This window comes from Streptococcus massiliensis DSM 18628 (genome assembly GCF_000380065.1).
In the GTDB taxonomy this organism is placed as follows: domain Bacteria; phylum Bacillota; class Bacilli; order Lactobacillales; family Streptococcaceae; genus Streptococcus; species Streptococcus massiliensis.
Genome location: NZ_KB904438.1, coordinates 1 through 2,985, shown reverse-complemented (window position 1 = coordinate 2,985; position 2,985 = coordinate 1). Strand labels below are relative to the sequence as shown.

Here is a 2,985-nt window from a genome sequence, read left to right as displayed (position 1 = left end):
ATACCAAGTTTTTAGAACTTGGGCGCGTAGCTCAGGTGGTTAGAGCGCACGCCTGATAAGCGTGAGGTCGGTGGTTCGAGTCCACTCGTGCCCATATATATTTGGAGAATTACTCAAGAGGCTGAAGAGGACGGTTTGCTAAATCGTTAGGTCGGGTAACTGGCGCGGGGGTTCGAATCCCCCATTCTCCGTAATAGTTTAAAAAGTTAGCTTAGGCTAACTCTTTTTCATATTTTTAGTGTGCCTGGAAATGAGGATGAAAATGAAGAGATTTAAAAAATCAAAAACAATAGTCATAACAATACTAGTTTCATTGTGCCTGTCAATTTTATTGATGACAACTTACACTAATCAAATAGTGGGTTATATTGCCAATGGTGTATCTTGGGTTGATCGGATAGTTGGTGCGCCTTTTTCTTGGTTTAATGATGGAAAAGAAAATATATCACATTTGATAAAAACTTATGAGGAAAATCGAATATTAAAAGAGAAAACTTATCGTCTGGTGGATGAAGAAAGCGAGTTAAATGCTCTAAAAGAAGAAAATCAGCAGTTACGAGAGCTTTTAAATATGAGGAAACTTTATGAAGGAAATGTACAAGTAACAGCAAGTATCCTTAATCGAGTTCCTGCTACTTGGAGTGATGATGTGACTGTTGATAAAGGCTCTAATAGTCAAGTGACAAAGAAAATGTTGGCCGTTGTAAACGAAGGCTTAGTTGGAACCGTAGAACGAGTTGAGAAAGATTCAAGTCGTGTTCGATTATTGACAAGTCAGGAAGAATTACATCCAGTGGCTGTAAAGATTAAAACCTCTACTAGCGAGATTTTTGGAATTTTGACAGGATACGATCGCAAGAGAAATGCTTTTATTATCAGTCAGCTTAATAGTAATGAGAGCATTGACAAAGATAGCACGGTTACAACAAGTGGCTTAGGGGATTACAATATTGCAAATATTCCGGTGGGAAAAGTTATTTCTGTCAAAGAAAACAGCAATAATTTGTCACGAGAAGTATTTGTCAAACCAGCAGCAGATATGACGAACATACGTGCTTTGACCTTAGTGGGGAAACAGCCATGAAATCAATAAGAAGAAATATATCTTGTTTTTTACTTTTGTTTTTATGTATGCTGCTAGACGGTCAACTTTCAACTTTTTTCTCTGACCTTTTACCTTCACAGTTACATATTTCAAGCCACCTTCTTTTAATCGCTTTTCTATATTTATCTATGGAAGTCTCAGAACAAGCCTTTTTAATTATAGCTTTTATGATTGGTCTTCTTTATGATAGTTATTATTTGAACCTTGTTGGGATTACCATTTTACTATTTCCAATTTTCAGTATGGCGATTTCTTCATTAAATGATATTTTGCTATATAATTATTGGACGCGGTTTTTGTCTATCCTAATCTTAGTTTTTACGTTTGAAATGATTTTCATGGGAATTGGCTTACTAATTTTTGCCAATCAAGTGACCTTTGATCTATTTGTTGTCTATTCTTTGCTTCCATCTCTAATTTTTAATCTATTACTCTTTTTAATCGTCCAACCATTGTTTAATAAAATTCATTTGATATAAAAAAAGGAAATAGAAATGTAACGTTCTTGTAATATAGTGCTGTTATACTTATAATTGTCTTATTGGAATAGGAGTTTACTCAATTTATGAAGAAAAAAATTATCACATCATTAATGCTTAGCACAGTACTTCTTGCACAAAGTGCCAGCCTTACCAGTGTAAAAGCTGATACGACTGATAGCAAAATTGCTGCACAAGATAGCAAGATTAATAATTTGACTACTCAACAACAAGCTGCACAAGCTCAAGTTGATGAAATTCAAGGGAAAGTTTCAGCACTTCAAGCAGAACAAGCAAAATTGAAAGCTGAAAATGAAACATTAAATGCTAATTCTGAAAAATTACAAGCAGAAATCAATGAATTGTCAGCAAACATTGTTGCTCGTAATGAATCTTTGAAAAAGCAAGCTCGTAGTGCCCAAACAAGTGGTACAGCGACTAGCTACATTAACACAGTGGTTAATTCTAAGTCACTAACAGACGCTATTTCTCGTGTATCTGCCATGAGTGAGATTGTTTCTGCTAACAATAAAATGCTCGCTGAACAAAAAGCAGATAAAGAAGCAATTGTTGAAAAACAAGAAGAAAACCAAAAAGCTATTAATACCGTCCTTGCAAATCAACAAACTCTTGCAAGCGACGCTGAGACTTTAAAAACTAAACAAGCAGAATTGCAAGCAGCTCAATTAAATCTAGCAGCTGAGAAAGCAACTGCTGAAAATGAAAAATCTGCTCTTCTTGAGCAAAAAGCAGCCGCAGAAAAGGCAGCCGCAGAAGCAGCTGCAGCTGAGCAAGCTGCTAAGGCACAACGTGAAGCTCAAGCGCAAGCGATTGTGAATTCTGGTCAAACAAACTTTAATGCACAGGTTCAGGCAGCAGCATCAACTCCTGCAAATACTACTTCAGCACCAGCAGCATCAACAGATGCGCCTTCAGCTTCTACAATTACACCTTCTTATTCATCAGCAGGTAATACATACCCTGTTGGACAATGTACTTGGGGTGCTAAAGTATTGGCTCCTTGGGCTGGAAACTATTGGGGTAACGGTGGACAATGGGCTGCTAGTGCAGCAGCAGCAGGTTTCCGTACAGGTTCAACTCCACAAGTTGGAGCTATCGCATGTTGGAATGACGGTGGATATGGTCACGTTGCAGTTGTAACTGCCGTACAATCTACTACAAGTATTCAAGTATCTGAAGCAAATTACGCTGGTAATCAAGCTATTGGTAATTACCGTGGTTGGTTTAATCCAGTTAATGCACAAGGTTATGTAACTTATATCTATCCAAATTGATTAATATGATAAAAGGCTCTTTGTCAACTGTAGTGGGTTGATGTCAGCTAAGATCTGGAGAGAACCGAATTGGTTCTCTCCTTTTTGATATTTAAAGCGATGAGAA

The 2,985-nt window shown here is 37.1% G+C and carries 3 protein-coding genes and 2 tRNA genes; all 5 read left to right on the top strand.

Annotated features, from left to right (window positions below; translation table 11 throughout):
- Window positions 1–20: 20 nt before the first annotated feature.
- Window positions 21–94, top strand: a tRNA-Ile gene (locus tag A3I3_RS0109485).
- Window positions 95–103: 9 nt separating this feature from the next.
- A tRNA-Ser gene (locus tag A3I3_RS0109480) sits at window positions 104–191 on the top strand.
- Window positions 192–262: 71 nt separating this feature from the next.
- Window positions 263–1,084: a rod shape-determining protein MreC gene (gene mreC, locus A3I3_RS0109475; RefSeq protein ID WP_018372451.1), complete on the top strand. Its 822-nt coding sequence runs from the start codon at window positions 263–265 to the stop codon at window positions 1,082–1,084.
- A complete protein-coding gene (mreD, locus tag A3I3_RS0109470) occupies window positions 1,081–1,584 on the top strand; it encodes a rod shape-determining protein MreD (RefSeq protein WP_026129866.1) in 504 nt (167 codons plus the stop codon). Before mreC ends, mreD begins: the two co-directional genes overlap by 4 nt.
- Before the next feature lie 86 nt (window positions 1,585–1,670).
- Complete coding sequence (pcsB, locus tag A3I3_RS0109465; protein ID WP_018372449.1) at window positions 1,671–2,879, top strand: peptidoglycan hydrolase PcsB; 1,209 nt, start codon at window positions 1,671–1,673, stop codon at window positions 2,877–2,879.
- Window positions 2,880–2,985 lie beyond the last annotated feature (106 nt).